The sequence below is a fragment of the Mycolicibacterium austroafricanum genome (assembly GCF_000612725.1).
Classification (GTDB): Bacteria; Actinomycetota; Actinomycetes; order Mycobacteriales; family Mycobacteriaceae; genus Mycobacterium; species Mycobacterium austroafricanum.
In genome coordinates this window covers 201,935-219,949 of sequence record NZ_HG964458.1, presented here as the reverse complement: position 1 = coordinate 219,949, position 18,015 = coordinate 201,935, and the positions used below count along the sequence as shown (strand labels likewise).

Here is an 18,015-nt window from a genome sequence, read left to right as displayed (position 1 = left end):
CATGGAATTCGCGGTGGAAGAGGCGCTCGACGAGCTCTACTGCGCCGCGCCCGAGAAGTTCACGCAGCTGCGCACCAGGCTGGCCGCCGCGGCGAAGGGTAGCGGGGATTCCGAGGCGGCGCGCCGCATCACCGCCAGCCGCAAGCCGACGACGGCCGCCTGGGCGGTCAACCTGCTGGTCTCGGGTGGCACGGCCAGGGCCGCGCTGGCCGATCTCGGCGAGCGGTTGCGGCAGGCCCACGCGGCGATGGACGGTGAGGCGATCCGGGCACTGACCGCGGAACAACGCAGGCTCGTCGAGGAGCTCACACGCACCGCGCTGGAGCGAGCCGGCATCGCCTCACCGTCGGCGGCGCTGCGTGACGACATCACCTCCACGCTGCAGGCAGCCGTCGCCGATCCGGAGGTGACGGAACGTCTGGGCCGGCTGACGAAGGCCGAACAGTGGTCGGGATTCGGTGATTTCGGGTTCAGCGCCGCGGTGTCGGGTCCGTCCAAGACGCGCGAGAAGGCGCGACAACCGGCTACCGCGCCGAACACGAAGACGAAATCGCGGGAGGCCCGTGCGGCGGTGGCCGCTGCGGAGCGCGCCAAGGCCGAGGCGGACGCCGCGCTGAGCGAATTGCAGTCCGATCTTGCGAGGGCGCGACTGCGTCGCGAGGACGCACGGCGCAGGCTGGCCGACGCCGAACAGGCGCTGACCGCCGCCGAAGACGCCTACGCCGCAGGCAAACAGACCGCCAGGGACGCGGCCGACGCGCTGAAGGTGGCGAAGCGCTAAGTTGCGTAGAGCGCCGCGTCGCACGCGCGCGGTAAGCGAAATGCTCAGCGCCACGCTTAAATTCGGGGGTCTTGACATGGAAACCGACATCCGCCGGGTGGTGACCGGGGCGTCGATCGGCAATGCCGTCGAGTGGTTCGACTTCGCCATCTACGGATTCCTCGCGACGTTCATCGCCGCCCACTTCTTCCCGGCGGGCAACGACACCGCCGCGCTGCTCAACACCTTCGCGATCTTCGCCGCGGCATTCTTCATGCGACCGCTCGGCGGCTTCTTCTTCGGCCCGCTCGGCGACCGCATCGGCAGGCAGAAGGTGCTCGCGGTGGTGATCCTGCTGATGTCGGCGGCCACACTCGGTATCGGGCTGCTGCCCACCTATGAGGCCATCGGTGTGGCCGCGCCGATGCTGTTGCTGGTCCTGCGGTGCCTGCAGGGCTTCTCCGCGGGCGGTGAATACGGTGGCGGCGCGGTCTACCTGGCGGAGTTCGCCAGCGACGCGCGCCGCGGCCTGACCATCACGTTCATGGCCTGGTCCGGGGTCCTGGGCTTCCTGATCGGCTCGGTCACGGTGACCCTGCTGCAGGCGCTGCTGCCCGCCGCGGCGATGGAGAGCTACGGCTGGCGCATCCCGTTCCTGATCGCAGGCCCGCTCGGGCTGGTCGGTCTCTACATCAGGCTGCGCCTCGGCGACACCCCGCAGTTCGCCGAACTCGACAAGGCCGAGAAGACCGCCGACTCGCCGCTGCGGGAGGCCGTCACCACCTCGTGGCGACAGATCATCCAGGTGATCGGTCTCTTCATCGTCTTCAACATCGGCTACTACGTTGTATTCACGTTCCTGCCAACCTATTTCATCAAGACGCTGAGGTTCTCGAAGTCGGAGGCGTTCCTCTCGATCACGCTCGCCTGCCTGGTGGCGCTGATTCTGATCCTGCCGCTGGCGGCGCTGTCGGACCGGATCGGCCGGCGTCCACTGCTCATCGGCGGCGCGGTGTCGTTCGCCGTTCTCGGCTACCCGTTGTTCCTGCTGCTGACCTCCGGGTCGCTGGTCGCGGCGATCACCGCGCACGGTCTGCTCGCGGCGATCGCATCGGTGTACATCTCCAGTGCGGTGTCGGCGGGCGTCGAGCTGTTCGCCACCCGGATCCGGTTCAGCGGGTTCTCCGTCGGCTACAACGTCTGCGTCGCGGTGTTCGGTGGCACCACGCCCTACGTCGTCACCTGGCTGACGGCTGCCAGCGGCAACGCGATCGCGCCCGCGTTCTACCTGATCGCGGCCGCCGTCGTCTCACTGGCCACCGTGTTCACCCTGCGGGAGTCGGCCGGTCGCGCACTGGCACAGGTCCAGGAGCGCCCGGCTAATGTGGGCTCAGGCATCCACGAAGGGGAGATGCGTAGATGAAGCTTCAGGTGCTGCCCTACGTCACCGTCGAGATCGACGACCGGCTCCGGCGCAGATTGCGCGTCGTCGGGGAGCGGTTCCGCGTCAACGTCCGCGCCTACCTGCGCAGCGCCGCCGATGACGTGGACGCCGCCGGCGACCGTGTCAGCGGGCTGTGTGACCGCGCCGTGCACCGGGTCGACTCGGTCGTCGCCCGGGTCAACGATCGGATCGCCCCGACGGACGATCCGGCGGCCGACCCGACCGGGACGACCCCACACCTGCGGGTCGTCGGCGGCCGGGCGTCCTAAGCCGCCGCGCTAGGCCCGAGACCGTGCGGTCCGACCGCCGACGAAGAACGATCCGGCGAGCACGACCAGCCCCACGACGGCGACGGGGATCGCCCACGAGCGGCGCGACGACACCGCCGACTCGCACGCCGCCGCGTAGTCCGTGTGCGGAATGATCTCGTTGAGCACCGGCAGGTTGGCCAGATTGCCGCTGTCGGCGTCACGGGCCTGCGACAGGTCCGCGGCGATACCGTTACCGCATCCGATACTGCCGTTGGGCCCGGGAACCGACACCGGCACCAGCAGCGCGATGACACCCGCCAACAGCACAGCCACCCCGGCGATCATGATCAGACGTCGCATGTTCATGCCGCACTTAATGCCCCAGTTCCCCGGCGCCGAAACAAGATCGATCGGCCGCGACGCCGGACCGGACTGGGCGCTGCGACGGTAAGTGTGCTGTCCTTGTCGGGTGATCGGCCATGGCGTTACCGTTCTGCTGGCATTGCTTGCCGCGGTGTTCCTCGCTGTCGGCATCGTGATTCGGCAGCGCGCGACCCTGGACGTGCCCGCCGAACACGGCGTCAGCGCCGTGATGTTCCAGACCCTGGTGCGGCGGCCGCTGTGGTGGGCGGGCACCGCGTCGGCGGTCGCCGGGTTCGTGTTCCAGGCGCTTGCCCTGGCCAACGGCTCGCTGCTGCTGGTGCAACCGATCCTCGTCTCGGCCCTGCTGTTCGCGCTGCCGCTGAGCGCCCGGTTGGCCCACCGCAGGGTGACGCGCGCGGAGTGGGCGTGGGCCGTGCTGCTCACCCTCGCCCTGGCGGTGTTCGTGGTGCTGGCCAAGGCCAGCCCGGGAGACTACGAGGCGTCACTGTCGACCTCTGCGGTGGTGGCGGTGGTGTGCACGGTCGCGGTGCTGGCCTGTGTCATCGTCGCGACCCGCATCGCCGGATGGATCCGCGCCGTGCTGCTGGCGGTCGCGGTCGGTGTGCTGTTCGGCGTGGTGGCGGTGCTGACCAAGCTCGTCATGCACGTGCTGACCCACGAGGGCGCCGTGGCGGTGCTGACCACCCCGGTGCTCTATCTGCTGGCGCTGCTCGGTGTGGTGGCGACGCTGCTGCAGCAGTCGGCGTTTCACGCCGGCTCGCTGCAGACGTCCGTGCCCACCATGCTGGTGCTTGAGCCGATGGTCGCGGTGATCCTGGGGGCGGTGGTGCTCGGTGAGCACCTCAACGTCGGGAGGTGGGACGCGGTCGCGCTCGTGGTGTCCACGGCCGCGATGGTGGCGGGCACCATCGCGCTGGGACGGGACGAAGGAGCCTACGAGGAGCAGTTGGAGGCGGACTTGGCCGAAAAGGCTCAGGCGGCCTCGGGCAACGGGTAGCCGCGGTCCCTGGCGACATCGGCCAGCGCGTCGCGCAGCTGTCTACGGCCGCGGTGCAGCCGGGACATCACCGTCCCGATCGGCACGTTGGTCAACATCGCGATCTCCCGGAACTTCCGCCCCTCGATATCTGCGTAATAGATTGCTGTGCGGTACTTTTCGGGCAGCGAGCGCATCGCGGCGGCGATCACCGGGTCGCCGGTGTGGGCGATCGCGAGCTCCTCGGTGGACCGCGTCGCCGAACTACCGCGCAGGCTGTGGGCGAGCAGCTGGCCGTCGGTGAACTCGTCGGTGAACTGAAGTGTCGGGCGGTGCTGCTGCCTGCGGTAGGCGCTGATGTGGGTGTTGACCATGATGCGGTACAGCCAGCCCACCAGGTTGGTGCCCTCCTGAAAAGCGGCGAATGCCGCATAGGCCTTGGCCGCGGTCTCCTGCAGGAGGTCCTCGGCGTCTGCGTGGTCGCGGGTGAGCCTGATGGCGTGCCGGTACAGATCCGCGATCAGGGGCATCGCGTCACGCTCGAAGCGGCCGGTGAGCTGGTCGTCATGGCGGTCGGTGTGCATGACTTCACTCTGGCTCCGATGCGCCGCCGGGTCTGCCCGGCTGGCCACCAAAACGGTTACGGAGAACCGCACCGCGCGCTACCGGTTAACCCCCATGCCAGGACGACCAGTGATCGATCTCGACCGTGATGACCGGCCCGTTCAGCTCGACGCGCTGGTACTGCGGATACTTGGCGCGCAGCAGCGCATAGCCGGTGGCCATCTCGACCCCGCTGTGGTGGATCGCGGCCTTGCCGTCGGCGCGTACCCACCACAGCCGGGACCAGTCGTCTTCGTAGTGGTCGACGAGCAGGCTGACAGCGGGGTTGCTCTCGATGTTGACCAGCCGGCGCAGCCGCTGGGTGGTCTTCGGTTTCGAATCGACCGCCGTGTACAGGATGTCGCTGCGGTGGCTGGGCACCGCGAACACGACCGGCACCAGATGCGGCACCGCATCGAGTCCCGCCGTCGCCAGCATCGCCACCGGCGCGGCAGCGAAAGCCGTCTCATGATCGAAATCTGCCATCACCCCAGGGTAGGGTTTCGCTCGACTGGTCGGATTCGTTCACTGCGGGGTCGCGGGGCGGTAACCGCTGAGCCACTGCGCAGCCTCCTGCTCATCGGAAGGTTCGGCAATGAACACCTCACCCCACACCCCACGGTTGATGTCCCGGGTTTTCGCGGTGGCCGCGTCGGCACTGTTGTTCGGGAGCGCCGTGGCGTGCGCGCCGCCCGAGAAGGACAACTCCAACGCACAGACCGAGTCCGGGGTGAACGCGGCCGAGGCCACCTCGGCCGGAGACTTCGGCGGCCTGGAGGGTCTTGTCGAGGCAGCCAAGGCCGAGGGTGAGCTCAATGTGATTGCGCTGCCGCCGGATTGGGCGAACTACGGCGCGATCATCAAGGCGTTCTCCGACAAGTACGGCATCAAGGTCAACTCCGCGCAGCCCGACGCCTCCAGCCAGGACGAGATCAACGCCGCCAACCAGCAGAAGGGCCGCAGCAGTGCCCCCGACGTGTTCGACCTCGGCCAGTCGGTGGCGCTGGCCAACACAGCGATGTTCGCGCCGTACAAGGTGGAGACGTTCGACGACATCCCCGCGGCGTTCAAGGACGCCGACGGGACCTGGGTCAACGACTACGGCGGCTACATGTCTATCGGGTTCGACTCGTCCAAGGTGCCGCCGGTGACCAGCGTCGACGATCTGCTCAAGCCGGAGTACCAGGGCAAGGTCGCCCTCAACGGTGATCCGACCCAGGCCGGTGCGGCGTTCTCCGGCGTCCTGATGGTGGCGCTGTCGCAGGGCGGCTCGGCCGACGACATCGCACCCGGCGTCGAATTCTTCCGCAAACTCAAGGAGGCGGGCAACTTCCTGCCCGTCGACCCGACCCCCGCCACCATCGAATCGGGGCAGACACCCGTGGTGATCGACTGGAACTACACCAACTCCGCCGAGACCAAGAAACTGCCGTCGTGGACGGTGCTGGTGCCGCCGGAGAACGCCGTCGCCGGGTACTACTACCAGGCGATCAACAAGGACGCCCCGCATCCCGCCGCCGCGCGGTTGTGGCAGGAGTTCCTCTACAGCGACGAGGGCCAGAACCTGTTCGCCCAGGGCGGGGTGCGGCCGGTGCGGGCGGACAACATGCTCGCCGACGGCACCCTCGACCCGGCGGTCGCCGCGGCACTGCCGGTGGTCGACGGCCCGGTGACGGTGCCGACGCCGCAGCAGACCGAGGCGGCGTCGAAGTACCTCGCGGAGAACTGGGCCGCCGCGATCGGCTGAGGTGAGCCCCACGTGAGCCTTGCACGCCGGCTTCGTGATTCGCTGCCGCTGCTGCCGTTTCTGACCGTCGTGGTCATCTTCCTGATCATCCCGACGGTCACCGTCGTGGTGGGCTCGGTGTACGCCGACGGAGTCTTCAGCCTGGACCGCATCGAAGCGTTGTTCACCGGCACGGCGCTGTCGGCCCTGCTCGACAGCGTGCTGCTCTCGGGTGCGACCGCGCTGCTCGGCGCCGTGTTCGGGGCGGTGATGGCGTGGCTGATCGTCAGCAGCCCGCCCACCTCGATGGTGCGCCGTGCGGTGCTGTCGCTGTGCAGCGTGCTGGCCCAGTTCGGCGGTGTCGCACTGGCATTCGCGTTCCTGGCCACCGTCGGGCTGAACGGGGTGCTGACCCTGTGGGTGCAGCAGGTGTTCGGGTTCAACCTGGCCGGCTCGGGCTGGCTGTACAGCCTGAGCGGGTTGATCCTGGTCTACACGTACTTCCAGATCCCACTGATGGTCATCGTGTTCGTGCCGGCGCTGGAAGGTCTGCGGGAGCAGTGGCGCGAGGCGGCGGTCAGCCTCGGCGCCTCCACCTGGGCGTACTGGCGTGAGGTGGCGATCCCGCTGCTGACCCCGGCGTTCCTCGGTTCGGCGCTGTTGCTGTTCGCCAACGCCTTCGCCGCGTACGCCACCGCCGCGGCGCTGGTCAGCCAGGGCAGCCCGATCCTGCCTCTGCTGATCCGCGCTTCGCTGGTCAGCGAGGTGGTGCTGGGGCAGGCCGGGTTCGCCTATGCGCTGGCGCTGGAGATGATCGTCGTGGTGGCCGTGGTGATGGCCGCCTACAACCTGATGGTCAGGCGTAGCTCGCGGTGGCTGTCATGACGGGCGCCTCGTGAAAAGGGCTGTGCGCGGCGCGTTGTGGGTGATGTTCGGGCTGTTCTTCCTGTTCCCGCTCTACGCGATGGCCGACTTCTCCACCCGCAATCTGATCGCGGGCGGGCGCACGTGGCGGGCCTGGGCGAACCTGTTCGCCGACCAGGCGCTCTACCAGGCGATCGTGGTGTCGCTGCTGCTGGCGGTGTTCACGGTGGCCGCGATGCTGGTGCTGCTGGTTCCGACGATGATCTGGGTGCGGCTGCGTGCCCCGTGGGCCAAGGGGTTGGTGGAGTTCATGTGTCTGCTGCCGTTGACGATTCCCGCGCTGGTGATCGTCGTCGGTCTGCGCAACGTTTATCTGTGGGTGACGTACTTCCTGGGGGAGTCCGCGCTGACGCTGACGTTCGTCTACGTGGTCATCGTGTTGCCGTTCGCGTACCGGGCGATCGACGCCGCGCTGTCGGCGATCGATCTGCAGACCCTCTCGGAGGCGGCCAGGTCGCTGGGCGCGGGGTGGCTGACCACCATCACCCGGGTGGTGGTGCCCAACATCTGGTCGGGAATCCTGTCCGCGGCGTTCATTTCCATCGCGGTGGTGCTCGGCGAGTTCACCATCGCGTCGCTGTCGGGCTACCAGACGCTGCAGGTGCAGATCGTGCTGATCGGTAAGAGCGACGGTCCGACCTCGGTGGCGGCCTCGTTGGCGACGCTGTTGTTCGGTTTCGTGCTGCTGCTGATCCTGTCGCTGGTCACCCGTGGCCGGCGCAACGTGGGAGTGACCGTATGAGTGGAGTTGCCGTAGAGCTCGACGAGCTGACCCGGGTGTACGGCACCACCCGGGCGCTCGACGGCTTCACGCTGCACATCGAGCCCGGGGAGCTGGTCGCGCTGCTGGGTCCGTCGGGGTGTGGAAAGACCACCGCGCTGCGCATCCTCGCAGGCCTCGACGAGGCGACCTCGGGCACGGTGGCGGTGGGCGGGGTGGACGTCAGCAAGGTGCCGGCGAACAAGCGCGACATGGGCATGGTGTTTCAGGCCTACAGCCTGTTCCCGCACCTGACGGTGCTCGACAACGTCGCGTTCGGCCTGAAGATGCGCGGAAAAGACAAGCGGGACAGGCTTTCTCGGGCCACCGACATGCTCGAGTTGGTGGGCCTCGGGGAGTTGGGCGACCGCTACGCCAAGGAGCTCTCGGGTGGGCAGCAGCAGCGGGTGGCGCTGGCCCGCGCGCTCGCGATCCGGCCCAGGGTGCTGCTGCTCGACGAGCCGTTGTCGGCGCTGGACGCCAAGGTCCGCACGCAGCTGCGCGATGAGATCCGGCGTGTCCAGCTGGAAGTCGGGACGACGACGCTGTTCGTCACCCACGACCAGGAGGAGGCGCTGGCCGTCGCCGACCGGGTCGGGGTGATGAACCAGGGCAGGCTGGAGCAGCTGGCGGCGCCCGCCGACCTCTACGCCACGCCGGCCACCCCGTTCGTCGCCGAGTTCGTCGGGCTGAACAACAAGGTGCCCGCCACCGTGTCGGGTGGCACCGCCACCCTGCTCGGGGTGTCGGTGGCCGCGCTACCCGGTTCGGTGGAGGGTGCGGGGGTGGCGATGGTGCGGCCCGAGTCGGTGACGGTGACCGCCGACCCGGCCGGTGCGTCGACGGTCAGCTCGGTGTCGTTCCTCGGCGCGATCTCGCGGGTCCACGTCGCGGTGCCCGACGGTTCCACGGTCAGCGCTCAGATGACCAGCTCGGCCGCCCGGGGGTTCGCGCCGGGTGACCCGGTGACCGTCGGTATCGAACCGCGCGGAGTGCTGGTCACACGTCCTTGACGGGTTCGATCCCCAGGTCCCGGTACGTCACCAGCGCGTGGAACGGCACGTTGCGTTTGGCGAAGCGCGCTGCGGCGACGTCGCCGCGGTCGACCATCGGGATCACCCCGGTGACGACGACGCCGAGCGGGGCGATGCGTTCCAGCGCGAGCTCGGTCGACCCGCCGGTGCTGATCACGTCGTCGACGAGCAACACCCGCATGCCGGGCTCCAGTCGGGTGCCCTCGACCCACTGCTCCCTGCCGCGCTTCTTCTGCTCCTTGCGCACCGAGAACCATGCCTTGCCGGTGACCATCGCGACGCCGTGCGCCAGCGGGTCGGCGCCCATCGTCAGCCCGCCGACGGCGTCGAACTCGATGCCCTCGGCGGCGGCCAGGTCGGCCACCGCCCTGGATACGATCGTCAGGCGCTCACCGGTGTCGACGGCGTACTTGCCGTCGATGTAGTCGTGGCTGAGCTGACCGCTGGCCAACTTGAACGGCTCCTCGCGCCGCTCGTGCCCTCGGGTCCGGATCAGATCGAACGCGGCTTGCCAGGTCTGGGGGCGGTCGGTGTGGGCGGGCATACCCGGCATCGTAGATCAGGCGTTTCGCGCTCGTTGCGCCAACTCTGCCGCAGCCGAACGCAATTCATCGATCGAATCGATCGGGCGGGCGTAACCGATTCGCGTGTAGGCCATTCCGCGTTCGGTGCTCAGCCGCAGATCCAGGCCGTAGCGGTCGGCGCCCGTACACGTCGCGGACTGGGTGTCCGGGTAGCCGCCCAGCGTCCGCGCCATCGCCGCCAGCGAGTCAGCATGGTCGGCGTTGAGGTGGGCGATCGCCCCCGCGGCCCGCGGCGTCACCGGATCGGGCTGGGCCGCGGTGTAGTCCGCTCCGCTGGTCGAGTCCATCCGGCCGTAACCGCCCACCCAGCGCACCCGCGACACCCGCAGCACCCACAGCGAGAAATCGCTGTAGTCGATGTAGTACTTCGCCGCCGCGACCGCCGACAGGTGTGCCTCCCGGGCGGCCGCCCGCTCGGCGCCCTCGGGAGCCTCCACCCGCCCGGCCAGGGTCACCCGCGCGCTCGCCAACGGGTCGGTCTCGGCGCCGGGTGCGACGATCGCGATGCTGGCCCTCGGGTCGGCCGCCAGGTTGCGGCCGTGCTCGGCGAGGTTGGACACGCACAACACGGGTGCGCCGTCGAGCAGTCCGTAGGTGACGAACGACGCCCACGGGTCACCGTCGGCGGTCAGCGTCGCCAGCGTCCCTGCGTTGGTCGACGCGGCGATGGTCCTGGCCTCCTCGGCGGCCGATGGCCGGGTGGTGTCGGCGGGATCGGTCAGCGGAGGCGGGACGCTGGGTGCATCACCAGGGTCGCCATGGTCACGAGTCGAGCCGGCTGACGTCACGAACGCACCCTATCTGCTCGGCGATCCACAGGAGCCGTCGTTCGCCCGGTACCCGCAATCGACCAGGCGACTTGTGCCGATATGCGAGAATTGGGGCGGATTCACCCCTCGTAGAAGCAACGAAACCTCCGGAAGTGGGGGCACCATGGTCGGGCCGGCGCTGCGTGCTCTCGCGGTTGCTGGCGTGCTGATCGTGACCGGCGTGTCCGGAGGCGTCGCCGCGGTTCCTGCGCTGGCCCAGCCGGCCGATACCGACGATTCCAGCCAGACGTCCGACGACCCGGCAGACGGCGGCTCCGAGGACTCCGGCGATGGCGGGGACACGACGAACGACCCTGTCGATCCCGGTGAGACGAGCCAGGAACCGGACGAACCGGAGCCCAGCCGCGAACCCGCACCCGATCAGGGTGGCAGTGGCGATTACGGGAGCACCGACGACCCGGCGACCGAGAGCCCCGCGCCCACGCTGCGGGAATCACCGTTCGAGAACTCGATCACGCTTCCGTTCATCCGGTTACCGTCCGCCGGAGAGATCCCCATGGGCAGCTGGCCCACGGTGTCGACCTTTTACACCACCATCGAGATCCCGGTGCCCACCCTCGGCGAGTTCCTGGAGGCGCTGCAGATCGTGCCGTCCCCGGCTCCGCCGCCCGGACCCGCCATCCGGACCCAGGAGGAAGCGCCCGTCGCGGATGCCACCACCGGAGCCACCGGCGGTGGCGGCGGTGGTGCGGTGTCGGAGCCGGTGATCTTCCGCGCTCCGCTGGTGACCGTGCCGCGCGCAGGCACCGTCGCAGGCAAGCCACCACGGACGGTGCCGGGGAATCCCGGCGCCGTGGCCCCGAACGGAGTCACTGCGCCCGGGGTCGCGGGGGTGGCGACGCCGGTGATCCGCGGATCGGTTCCGTCCACCCCGGGGGTGACGGCGCCGCCCCCGGCGTCGCCGGCGGGCGGTCAGTTCGTCCGGCTGGGCGCTTCCCCGCGCGGCGCGACCAATCCGACTCTCGCTGAGATCGCCGCCGTCGCGCTGCCCGGCCTGGCCGGCCTGATCTTCCTCACGTTCAGCGGCGGGGTGATCGGTTACCGGCAGGCCAACGCCACCCGGTTCGTCAGGACCGCCGGAGCCGAACGCTTCCTCCCGTAGCAGCATCCGGCCGGTGATTCTTTTGGCGCCGGCCTGGGTAGGTTCCACACCATGACGCTGGCATTCGGCGATTGGATCGTGCACCGCCGCTGGTACGCCGGCCGCAGCCGTGAACTCGCCTCGGCCGAGCCTGCGGTGGTGACCCCGCTGCGCGACGACCTCGACCACGTCCTGCTCGACGTGACCTACACCGACGGCACCGTCGAGCGCTATCAACTCGTGGTCAGGTGGGCCGACAGTCCGGTGGCCGGCTTCGGTGAAGCCGCCACCATCGGCACCGCCCGGGGCCCGCAGGGGGAACGGATCGCCTACGACGCGCTGTTCGACTCCGACGCCGCCCGTCATCTGCTGCGCCTGATCGACGCGTCAGCCACCGTCGCCGACCTGAGGTTCACCAGGGAACCGGGTGCCACGCTGCCGCTGTACGCGCCGCCGAAGGTGTCGAGCGCCGAGCAGAGCAACACCAGCGTGATCTTCGGTAAAGACGCCATGCTCAAGGTGTTCCGCCGGGTGACGCCGGGCGTCAATCCAGATATCGAGCTCAACCGGGTGCTCGCCCAGGCGGGCAACCGGCACGTCGCAAGGCTTCTCGGTTCGTTCGAGACGTCATGGGCGGGCCCGGGCACCGACCGCTGCGCGCTCGGCATGGTGACGGCCTTCGCCGCGAACAGCGTCGAAGGCTGGGACATGGCCACGGCCAGTGCCCGCGAGATGTTCGCCGACGTGGTGGGCAGCGACTTCGCCGACGAGTCCTACCGGCTCGGGAAGGCGGTGGCCTCGGTGCACGACGATCTCGCCGAAGCCCTCGGCACCTCGACCGAGCCGTTCCCGGTCGACACCGTGCTCGCCCGGCTGCGGTCTGCCGCACAATCCGTGCCGGAGCTCGCGGGCCGCGCCGCGGCGGTCGAGGAACGATACCGACGCCTCGACGGGCGGGCGATCACCGTGCAGCGGGTACACGGCGACCTGCATCTCGGTCAGGTGCTGCGTACCCCGGACAACTGGTTGCTCATCGACTTCGAAGGTGAACCCGGCCAACCGCTGGACGAACGCAGGCGGCCGGACTCGCCGCTGCGCGACGTGGCCGGCGTGCTGCGGTCCTTCGAATACGCGGCCTACCAGAAGCTGGTGGAGCTGACCCCGGATCAGGACGCCGACGGTCGACTCGCGGACAGGGCAGGGAACTGGGTGGACCGCAACAGCGCCGCGTTCTGCGCCGGTTACGCGGCGGTCGCAGGGGACGACCCGCGCAGGCACGGCGACGTCCTGGCCGCCTACGAGCTCGACAAGGCGGTGTACGAGGCCGCGTACGAGGCCCGCTTCCGGCCGTCCTGGTTGCCCATTCCGATGAGATCGATCGACCGCATCCTGGGCTGACCCCGCACCCTGGGTCTCACGGCCGGACCCCCGGATTGGTCTATACCAATTCTTCATCTTCCGTTCCCGTCACCAACAACCTCCGGTCAGGACATGGTCGCGCTGTCCGGCGAGGGTCCAAGTCGCGCCGACTCCTCCGCGCAGCGACGACCCCACAGGAGACCCGATCGTGGACATGACCAGGCCCCAAAGACTGTCGCGGCGGCTTGTTCCCGCCGTGCTGACCGCGATCGCGCTGCCGCTCGCGGCATGTGGCGGATCCGGAACAGGCGCCGACGCCGACGCCGCGGCACCGGCCGACGTGAGCGCCGCCAAGGAACAGGCCAAGCAGTTCCGGACCGCGGGCATGCCCGACGACTGGATCAACTTCGGTGAGTTCTACCAGTCCGTGTGCGACAGCTACGAACTCGGCTGCAACGGATTTGCGGCGCAGGGCGTCAACCGCACCGACACCGATATGAGTTCGGCCGAGGAGATCGCGGCGTTCAAGAACGAGACCACCAACGCGCCGATGTGCTCGGACATCGGCATCGCGTTCGGCCAGGTTGCCGAGTCCGAAGGTGTCCTGCTCGGCTACACGCCCGAGGCTGCGGCCGCGCTGCCCCCCGCGTACAAGGCCGCCGACGGCGGCTGGGTGGCCTCGGCCGTCGGCGTCATCTCGATCATGACCAACACCGACGCGATCCCCAACCCGCCGAAGTCATTCGCCGATCTGCTCAAGCCGGAATACCAAGGCCGCGTATCGATCTCCAACCCGGTGACCTCCGGAACCGGACAGGCCACCGTGTTCTCGACCGCGGCGGCGCTGTCGAAGAACAAGGGCGAGTTCGACATGGACGCGGCCATCGACTATTGGGCCGAGTTCTTCCGGCTCGGCCAGCGCAACGAGGCCGAATACTCCGCTGCCGCATTCGAGCGCGGTGAGACGCCCATCCGGGTGGCCTACGACTTCGTCAACATCCAGGCCGGCCAGCTGGTCGGGGAGAAGGGTATCGACACCGAGATCGTCATCCCCGCGGAGGGTGGTGTGTGGTCGCCGTCGGCGACGATGTGCAACAAGAAGACCGAGGACCCCGATCTCGCCAAACTCGTTCTGGACCATACTCTTTCCGACGAGGGCCAGCTCGCGTTCGCCCGGGTCGGCGCGCGTCCGCTGCGCTACGTCCTCGGCGAACTCGAGGTTCCCGCGGAACTGAAGGCCAACTGGCTGCCGGACGGCCAGTACGCCAACGTGATCCAGTATCCCGACGATGCGTGGCCCGACCCCGCGATGGTGGCCGAGCGGTGGGAGAACGACGTCCTCACCGCGGGCTGATGACGGTCACCACGCCCACGGCCCCCGGTCCGGCGGTTACCCCGCCGGCCGCGGGGCCGCCCCCGCGGCCGCGTCCGCTGCGAACCTTCCTCACCCAGTGGGGGCCGGCGATCCCGTTCCTGGTGACCGCGGGCGGACTGCTCGTCGCCGCGGCGATCTGGTTGATTCGCAGCAGCTTCGCCGGACCGGACGGCGGTTGGACGCTGCAGGCCTGGCAGGACATCTTCACCCAGCGCATCACCCGGGACGCGATGGTGCGTTCCCTGGGGTTGTCGGCGATCGTCGCGACCTTCTGTCTGGTGGTGGGCTCGGTGCTGGCCTACCTGATCTCCGGCCTGGCGCGACGCGGCCGGGCGGGGGCACAGGCCTTGCTCAACGTCGCCGCCAACTTCGGTGGCGCGTCGCTGGCCATCGCGATGGTCTCGACACTCGGCGCCGTCGGCTTCGTCCGGCTGCTGCTGGAGAACTGGTTCGGCTACCACCTGGGTCTCGACCTGTACTCGGTGTGGGGGCTGGTGGTCACCTACATCTATTTCATCCTTCCGCTGTACGTCCTGCTCGTTCTGCCCGCCATGTCGGTGCTGCGCCCCGAATGGTGGGAGGCGGTGCAGACCGCCGGCGGGACCCGGTGGCAGTACTGGCGCCGCGTCGGGCTGCCGGTGCTGTTCCCGTTCCTGCTCTCCGGATGGGTGCTGACGTTCGCGTGGTCGCTGGGCCAGTTCTCGGTGCCCTACGCGCTGCTGGGCGACACCACCACCACGTCGCTGATCACCACCCGCCTCGGCAATTTCCTGTTCTCCGCCACCGGCGGCACCAACCGGTTCGAACGGGCCGCCGCGCTGGCCGTGCTGTTGATGGTCATCTCGGCGCTGGCGCTCGTGGCTTACCGGAGGATCGCCGCCCGCATGCTGGCCCGGCTGGAGGGTCTGCGATGACGAGCCGGGGTATCTCCCGATCCACGCTGCTGGCACTGTGGGGCGTCTTCCTCGCTCTCCCGGTGGCGGCGACCATGCTCTACTCGGTGGCCACGGTGTGGCGCGGCCGGGCGCTGCCGGACGGCTTCACGGTGCACTGGTGGGTTCAGACCCTCAGCGAACCCCGGGTGGTGTCGGCGCTGCTGCGGTCGACATGGCTGGCGACGCTGACCGTGGTCATCGTGGCGGTCGTGGTGGTTCCGGCACTGTACTGGGGATACATCCGTAACCCGCGGATCCGCACAACCATGCAGGTGTGTGCGCTGCTGCCGTTCGCGCTGCCGTTCGTGGTGCTGGCCTACGGCATCAAGCGGCTCGCCGGCGCCACCGAGGTGACCCAGCCGTGGGAAGCCAGCCCGCTCCTGGTGGTGCTCGGCCATGTGGCACTGGCGTTTCCGTTCTTCCTGTGGCCGGTCGACGGTGCGATGGCCGCGGCGGGAGTGCGGAACCTGTCCGAAGCGGCCGAGACCTCCGGGGCGTCCCCGCTGTCGACGCTTTTCCGGGTGGTCATCCCGAACATCCGCAACGGCATCCTGACCGGCGCGATCCTGACGTTCGCCACCTCGTTCGGCGAGTACTCGATCGCCCGGGTGATCACCGGAAGCTCGTTCGAGACGCTGCCGGTCTGGCAGGTCGCCGCCTTGCAGGACAACCGCGGTAACCCCAACGGGGTGGCCGTCATGGCGATGTTCACCTTTGTGCTCATGTTCGTCGTGTCGGTGCTCATCGCGCGGACCGGCAAGGGCGAGCCGGTGCGACTGCTGCCCGGCATCAACGCCACCCAGAAACGTTAGGAGACACTGTGCCCAGTGCAGTTCGGGTCGAGTCGGCCGGCAAGGCGTACGGTGCGACGGTCGCCCTCGACGACGTCTCGATACAGATCGAGCCCGGGCAGATGGTCGCCCTACTGGGGCCGTCAGGCTGCGGGAAAACCTCGCTACTGCGCTCGATTGCGGGCCTGAGTCCACTCGACAGCGGCACCGTCCGCATCGGGGACATCGACGTCACGCATCTGCCCGCCCGCCACCGACCCATCGGGATGGTGTTCCAGCATTACGCGCTGTTCCCCAACATGTCGGTGGCGGAGAACATTTCGTTCCCGTTAGCGATCAGGCGGGAGCGGCGGGCGGCGCGCGACGCACGGGTCGAGGAACTCCTGGGGCTGATCGGCATGTCCGAGCTGGCCGACCGCTACCCCAATCAGCTCTCCGGCGGCCAGCAACAGCGGGTGGCGCTGGCCCGGGCACTGGCGCCCGAACCCGACGTGTTGCTGCTCGACGAGCCGCTGGCTGCGCTCGATGCCGCCATCCGCAACGATCTGCGCGACGAGATCCGGCGGATCCAGCACCGAGTAGGCACCACAGCGGTTTTCGTGACACACGACCAGTCCGAGGCCATGGCGGTGGCCGACCGGGTTGCGGTGATGGATCGCGGCCGCATCCTCGAGGTGGCCGCGCCGGCCGAGATCTACGAGCGGCCGACGTCCCGATTCACCGCGACGTTCGTCGGATCGCGCAATGCGCTCGAACTGCCTGTGGACGCCGACCGCGTGGTCCGCTGGGGTCAGGCGTTCGAGGTGCAGGCACCGGCGGCGGCAAACGGCAAGGCGCTGGCTGTCTTTCGGCCAGAGGATGTCCGCATCACCGGGCGGGACGGCCTGCCGGCAACCGTTGACGTGGTGCTTTTCCTCGGCGCCACCAGCCGCATCTACCTGACCGTCGACGGCCACACCGTGCACGCCGACCTCCCGTCGCGCGCGGCCGCCGAATTCCGGCCGGGCCAGCATGTCGGGGTCACCGTGGCGGCCGACGACGTGAAGGTGTTCGCGTCATGAGCGCCGATACCAACGTCGCGGTGGTGATGGTCATCCTCGACGGTGTCGGAGCGCGTCGCGTCCGCGCGGACACGATGCCGACACTGCACACACTGGCCACCGCGGGGGCCTGGCGGCGCGACGGGGCCGAAGCGGTGCTGTGCTCGGCGACCTATCCGAACATCCTGACGCTGGTCACCGGGAGCACCCCGGCCCAGCACCGGGTCTTCGCCAACCCACTGTTCGGCCACGAGTTCACCGCGGATGCGCACACACAGACCGTGTTCGAGCGTGCCGCGACGTGCACGTCGGAGTTCGTGGTCGGGGACCAGTTCCTCATCGACGTGGCCAGAGCACGTACCGCAGGGCGACATTGGCCGCCCGAAGGGATCCTTCCCGCATCGGCGGGTGTCGACGAGTTCGGCTACGCCACCGACGCGCAGGTGCTTCCCCACGCAGTCGCGGCGGCCGAACGGGCGCCCGATCTGCTGGTGGTCCACTTCAACGGCCCGGACACCGCCAGCCATCTGCACGGCCCGGACAGCCCGGAGGCCATCGAGTCCTATCGAACAGTCGACGCGGCGCTGGCCGCCTTCATCGACTCGATCCGCCCCCGCTGGGACGAGTTGGTGGTGTTCATCGCATCCGATCATGACCAGGAGTCGATCGACGACGACCGCCGCATCGACCTGGCCGGTCTCGCCGCTGCCCGCGGGGTGGACGCCGGCGTGTTCCACGAGGGGACCGCCGCGGTGGTGGTGGGCCGCGACGCCTGCGACGACCGCTGGCTGTCCGGGGTGCCCGGCGTGGAGGGATCCTGGCTGTGCGAGCCGGGGGTGCGGGTGATCGCGTCCGCCCCGCACCACTGGTTCGCGGCGCCCGGCTATCCGAGTCGCGGTGGCGGACACGGCGGTCCGAGAACCCGGGACCAGGTGGCCGTCGCGACCGGAGGCCACCCGATGGTGGCGCAGATCGCGCAGGTGTGGCGGCACCGGCGACCCGCCGCCCAGGACTGGGCCGGCCTGGTACTCGCGGCGCTCAAGCTGGCAACCGTGGCCCCCAGGTAGGCGGCCGCCGCTCTTCGGCTCCTACACCCGGCCCGCCCGGCCGGTGGCACGCGGGAAGCACCCGATGCCGCATCGGAGGCCACGGTTGCAA

General features: G+C 69.2%; 20 protein-coding genes. 15 read left to right on the top strand and 5 right to left on the bottom strand.

Annotation, left to right across the window (positions count from 1 at the left end):
* Position 1: 1 nt before the first annotated feature.
* The 3 genes from BN976_RS27625 (at position 2) to BN976_RS27615 (ending at position 2,473) form a co-directional block, all read left to right on the top strand.
* The gene (locus BN976_RS27625) at positions 2-781 is read left to right on the top strand and encodes a hypothetical protein (RefSeq protein ID WP_036375897.1); all 780 of its coding nucleotides are present in this window, start codon (positions 2-4) and stop codon (positions 779-781) included.
* Positions 782-857: 76 nt separating this feature from the next.
* Entirely contained in the window at positions 858-2,183 is a 1,326-nt protein-coding gene (locus BN976_RS27620) for an MFS transporter (protein ID WP_036375893.1), read from the top strand.
* Positions 2,180-2,473, top strand: coding sequence for a hypothetical protein (locus BN976_RS27615; protein WP_036375890.1), 294 nt, complete (start codon positions 2,180-2,182; stop codon positions 2,471-2,473). Before BN976_RS27620 ends, BN976_RS27615 begins: the two co-directional genes overlap by 4 nt.
* 9 nt (positions 2,474-2,482) lie before the next feature.
* Here BN976_RS27615 and BN976_RS27610 read toward each other — a convergent pair whose 3' ends face one another.
* Positions 2,483-2,821, bottom strand: a complete 339-nt coding sequence (locus BN976_RS27610; RefSeq protein WP_036375887.1) for a hypothetical protein — start codon at positions 2,819-2,821, stop codon at positions 2,483-2,485.
* A 103-nt stretch (positions 2,822-2,924) separates the two neighbouring features.
* Between BN976_RS27610 and BN976_RS27605 the strand changes: the two genes are divergently transcribed.
* On the top strand, positions 2,925-3,836 hold the full coding sequence (locus BN976_RS27605) for a DMT family transporter (RefSeq protein WP_036375884.1): 912 nt from the start codon (positions 2,925-2,927) through the stop codon (positions 3,834-3,836).
* Here the strand turns inward: BN976_RS27605 and BN976_RS27600 are convergent.
* Positions 3,812-4,399 carry a sigma-70 family RNA polymerase sigma factor gene (locus tag BN976_RS27600; RefSeq protein WP_051558580.1) on the bottom strand — a complete coding sequence of 196 codons (588 nt, stop codon included), beginning with the start codon at positions 4,397-4,399 and terminating at the stop codon, positions 3,812-3,814. The two genes, BN976_RS27605 and BN976_RS27600, sit on opposite strands and share 25 nt — an antisense overlap.
* A gap of 85 nt (positions 4,400-4,484) precedes the next feature.
* Positions 4,485-4,904, bottom strand: a complete 420-nt coding sequence (locus BN976_RS27595; protein ID WP_036375881.1) for a TIGR03668 family PPOX class F420-dependent oxidoreductase — start codon at positions 4,902-4,904, stop codon at positions 4,485-4,487.
* 109 nt (positions 4,905-5,013) lie between these two features.
* On the opposite strand from BN976_RS27595, the gene BN976_RS27590 reads away from it, so the two are divergent.
* From BN976_RS27590 to BN976_RS27575, 4 genes are read left to right on the top strand one after another with little or no spacing between them, the layout of a single operon-like run.
* Positions 5,014-6,165: an ABC transporter substrate-binding protein gene (locus BN976_RS27590; RefSeq protein WP_036375878.1), complete on the top strand. Its 1,152-nt coding sequence runs from the start codon at positions 5,014-5,016 to the stop codon at positions 6,163-6,165.
* A 12-nt stretch (positions 6,166-6,177) separates the two neighbouring features.
* On the top strand, positions 6,178-7,029 hold the full coding sequence (locus BN976_RS27585; RefSeq protein ID WP_036375874.1) for an ABC transporter permease: 852 nt from the start codon (positions 6,178-6,180) through the stop codon (positions 7,027-7,029).
* A 43-nt stretch (positions 7,030-7,072) separates the two neighbouring features.
* Positions 7,073-7,810: an ABC transporter permease gene (locus tag BN976_RS27580; protein ID WP_199559025.1), complete on the top strand. Its 738-nt coding sequence runs from the start codon at positions 7,073-7,075 to the stop codon at positions 7,808-7,810.
* Complete coding sequence (locus BN976_RS27575; protein ID WP_036375869.1) at positions 7,807-8,841, top strand: ABC transporter ATP-binding protein; 1,035 nt, start codon at positions 7,807-7,809, stop codon at positions 8,839-8,841. Before BN976_RS27580 ends, BN976_RS27575 begins: the two co-directional genes overlap by 4 nt.
* Here BN976_RS27575 and BN976_RS27570 read toward each other — a convergent pair.
* Together BN976_RS27570 and BN976_RS27565 are read right to left on the bottom strand one after the other, a co-directional pair.
* Positions 8,828-9,406 carry an orotate phosphoribosyltransferase gene (locus BN976_RS27570; RefSeq protein ID WP_109489675.1) on the bottom strand — a complete coding sequence of 193 codons (579 nt, stop codon included), beginning with the start codon at positions 9,404-9,406 and terminating at the stop codon, positions 8,828-8,830. The genes BN976_RS27575 and BN976_RS27570 overlap by 14 nt on opposite strands.
* Positions 9,407-9,421: 15 nt before the next feature.
* The gene (locus tag BN976_RS27565; RefSeq protein ID WP_036375862.1) at positions 9,422-10,234 is read right to left on the bottom strand and encodes a HugZ family pyridoxamine 5'-phosphate oxidase; all 813 of its coding nucleotides are present in this window, start codon (positions 10,232-10,234) and stop codon (positions 9,422-9,424) included.
* Between the two features lie 184 nt (positions 10,235-10,418).
* On the opposite strand from BN976_RS27565, the gene BN976_RS27560 reads away from it, so the two are divergent.
* The 7 genes from BN976_RS27560 to BN976_RS27530 all read left to right on the top strand — a co-directional run bounded on the left by BN976_RS27560 (position 10,419) and on the right by BN976_RS27530 (position 17,924).
* Complete coding sequence (locus tag BN976_RS27560) at positions 10,419-11,378, top strand: hypothetical protein (protein ID WP_235622138.1); 960 nt, start codon at positions 10,419-10,421, stop codon at positions 11,376-11,378.
* Positions 11,379-11,429: 51 nt separating this feature from the next.
* The gene (locus BN976_RS27555; protein ID WP_036375856.1) at positions 11,430-12,755 is read left to right on the top strand and encodes a maltokinase N-terminal cap-like domain-containing protein; all 1,326 of its coding nucleotides are present in this window, start codon (positions 11,430-11,432) and stop codon (positions 12,753-12,755) included.
* 175 nt (positions 12,756-12,930) lie between these two features.
* Positions 12,931-14,070, top strand: coding sequence for an ABC transporter substrate-binding protein (locus tag BN976_RS27550; RefSeq protein WP_036376011.1), 1,140 nt, complete (start codon positions 12,931-12,933; stop codon positions 14,068-14,070).
* Positions 14,070-15,005 carry an ABC transporter permease subunit gene (locus BN976_RS27545; protein ID WP_036375853.1) on the top strand — a complete coding sequence of 312 codons (936 nt, stop codon included), beginning with the start codon at positions 14,070-14,072 and terminating at the stop codon, positions 15,003-15,005. Before BN976_RS27550 ends, BN976_RS27545 begins: the two co-directional genes overlap by 1 nt.
* On the top strand, positions 15,002-15,838 hold the full coding sequence (locus tag BN976_RS27540) for an ABC transporter permease (protein ID WP_036375850.1): 837 nt from the start codon (positions 15,002-15,004) through the stop codon (positions 15,836-15,838). Before BN976_RS27545 ends, BN976_RS27540 begins: the two co-directional genes overlap by 4 nt.
* An 8-nt stretch (positions 15,839-15,846) precedes the next feature.
* Entirely contained in the window at positions 15,847-16,878 is a 1,032-nt protein-coding gene (locus BN976_RS27535) for an ABC transporter ATP-binding protein (protein ID WP_036375847.1), read from the top strand.
* Positions 16,875-17,924, top strand: a complete 1,050-nt coding sequence (locus BN976_RS27530; RefSeq protein ID WP_036375844.1) for an alkaline phosphatase family protein — start codon at positions 16,875-16,877, stop codon at positions 17,922-17,924. Before BN976_RS27535 ends, BN976_RS27530 begins: the two co-directional genes overlap by 4 nt.
* Positions 17,925-18,015 lie beyond the last annotated feature (91 nt).

Excerpts from the sequence above, each read along its gene's own strand:
- BN976_RS27570 (WP_109489675.1), bottom strand. The coding sequence starts at position 9,406 with ATGCCCGCCCACACCGACCGCCCCCAGACCTGGCAAGCCGCGTTCGAT.
- BN976_RS27625 (WP_036375897.1), top strand. The coding sequence starts at position 2 with ATGGAATTCGCGGTGGAAGAGGCGCTCGACGAGCTCTACTGCGCCGCG.
- BN976_RS27540 (WP_036375850.1), top strand. The coding sequence starts at position 15,002 with ATGACGAGCCGGGGTATCTCCCGATCCACGCTGCTGGCACTGTGGGGC.
- BN976_RS27615 (WP_036375890.1), top strand. The coding sequence starts at position 2,180 with ATGAAGCTTCAGGTGCTGCCCTACGTCACCGTCGAGATCGACGACCGG.
- BN976_RS27545 (WP_036375853.1), top strand. The coding sequence starts at position 14,070 with ATGACGGTCACCACGCCCACGGCCCCCGGTCCGGCGGTTACCCCGCCG.
- BN976_RS27610 (WP_036375887.1), bottom strand. The coding sequence starts at position 2,821 with ATGAACATGCGACGTCTGATCATGATCGCCGGGGTGGCTGTGCTGTTG.
- BN976_RS27595 (WP_036375881.1), bottom strand. The coding sequence starts at position 4,904 with ATGGCAGATTTCGATCATGAGACGGCTTTCGCTGCCGCGCCGGTGGCG.
- BN976_RS27555 (WP_036375856.1), top strand. The coding sequence starts at position 11,430 with ATGACGCTGGCATTCGGCGATTGGATCGTGCACCGCCGCTGGTACGCC.
- BN976_RS27550 (WP_036376011.1), top strand. The coding sequence starts at position 12,931 with ATGACCAGGCCCCAAAGACTGTCGCGGCGGCTTGTTCCCGCCGTGCTG.
- BN976_RS27590 (WP_036375878.1), top strand. The coding sequence starts at position 5,014 with ATGAACACCTCACCCCACACCCCACGGTTGATGTCCCGGGTTTTCGCG.
- BN976_RS27620 (WP_036375893.1), top strand. The coding sequence starts at position 858 with ATGGAAACCGACATCCGCCGGGTGGTGACCGGGGCGTCGATCGGCAAT.
- BN976_RS27530 (WP_036375844.1), top strand. The coding sequence starts at position 16,875 with ATGAGCGCCGATACCAACGTCGCGGTGGTGATGGTCATCCTCGACGGT.
- BN976_RS27580 (WP_199559025.1), top strand. The coding sequence starts at position 7,073 with ATGTTCGGGCTGTTCTTCCTGTTCCCGCTCTACGCGATGGCCGACTTC.
- BN976_RS27575 (WP_036375869.1), top strand. The coding sequence starts at position 7,807 with ATGAGTGGAGTTGCCGTAGAGCTCGACGAGCTGACCCGGGTGTACGGC.
- BN976_RS27600 (WP_051558580.1), bottom strand. The coding sequence starts at position 4,399 with ATGCACACCGACCGCCATGACGACCAGCTCACCGGCCGCTTCGAGCGT.